We start from the raw sequence: 1,413 nt of genomic DNA, 5'->3' as shown, positions 1-1,413 counted from the left end.
TAGAAAAACAGATCCTTTTATTCAGTATGCTATGGGAGCGGCAGTCCAGGCTGTAAAAGATTCAGGACTTGATAATGCTGACGTGGATCCAGAAAGAGTAGGTGTTCTTATTGGTTCAGGAATAGGAGGTATATATACTGTAGAAGAACAACATAAAATCCTTCTAAATAAGGGAGCTAAGAGAGTTTCTCCTTTCTGTGTTCCAATGGAAATCATCAATATGGCTTCTGGTCTTGTTTCAATAAGGTTTGGATTTAAAGGGCCAAATATTTCTGTTGTTACAGCCTGTGCTACAGGAACCCATGCTATTGGAGAAGCTTTTAGAACTATAAAGTATGGTGATGCAGATGTGATGGTTGCCGGTGGTGCTGAAGCTGCAATTACGCCTTTAAGTGTTGCAGGTTTTGCTGCAGCGAGGGCACTTTCTACAAGAAACGATGAACCAGAAAAAGCGAGCCGTCCTTTTGAAAAAAATAGAGACGGTTTTGTAATGGGAGAAGGTGCGGGAGTAGTTGTTTTAGAGGAATACGAGCACGCTAAAAAAAGAGGGGCAAAAATCCTTGCAGAAGTTGTCGGATATGGAACAAGCGGAGATGCTTACCATATGACAGCTCCTGCTCCAAACGGTGAGGGAGCAGCAAGAGCTATGAAAAATGCTATAAAAGATGCGGGAATTACTCCTGATAAGATAGACTATATAAATGCCCACGGAACATCCACAAAGTTTAATGACCTTTTTGAAACTCTCGCCATAAAAAGTGTTTTCGGAGAACATGCCTATAAACTAAAAATAAGCAGTATAAAGTCTATGATAGGACACCTCCTTGGAGCTGCCGGTGGAGTGGAAGTGGTTTCTGCTGTTCTAACGTTAACAACGGGAATAATTCCTCCAACCATTAACTACGAAGAACCTGATCCTGAGTGTGATTTGGACTATGTGCCAAATGAAGCAGTCAAGATGGAAGTAAACTATGTTCTTAAAAACTCTTTCGGATTTGGTGGAACTAACGCTTGCCTTGTCCTAAAGAGGGTCTAAGCTTGAGAAGAAAGGATATTGATAGTTTAGAAGAAAAGATAGGTTATTCTTTTAAGGACAAGGAACTTGTTGTTAAAGCTCTAACCCATAAATCGTTTGCTTTTGAAAAGGATAAGGAAGAAAACTACGAAGTTTTAGAGTTTTTGGGTGATGCTGTAATAGGACTTATTGTTAGTGAGGAACTTATAAAACGGTATCCTAACAAGACCGAAGGAGAACTGTCTCAGATAAGGGCGTATCTTGTTAGTGAACCTGTTCTCTCAGAACTTGCAAAAACTATAGATCTTGGAAGTTATGTTTTCTTAGGAAAAGGAGAGTATCTTTCTGGTGGAAGAAAAAAGGCTTCCATTCTTTGTGATGTTTTTGAGTCCCTCTTT

2 protein-coding genes are annotated in these 1,413 nt (G+C 39.8%); both read left to right on the top strand.

Annotated elements, in window-relative coordinates:
• Positions 1-1,036 (top strand): beta-ketoacyl-ACP synthase II (gene fabF / locus ABGX27_08425; GenBank protein MEO2069512.1); only part of this gene is annotated, 1,036 nt, incomplete at its 5' end.
• A gap of 2 nt (positions 1,037-1,038) precedes the next feature.
• Positions 1,039-1,413: ribonuclease III domain-containing protein (locus tag ABGX27_08420; protein MEO2069511.1), on the top strand; the 375-nt coding region annotated here is incomplete at its 3' end.

The organism is Desulfurobacteriaceae bacterium, assembly GCA_039832905.1.
GTDB lineage: Bacteria > Aquificota > Aquificia > Desulfurobacteriales > Desulfurobacteriaceae > Desulfurobacterium.
The sequence above is the reverse complement of the archived record's forward strand: the minus strand, read 5'-3'. Positions and strand labels throughout refer to the sequence as shown.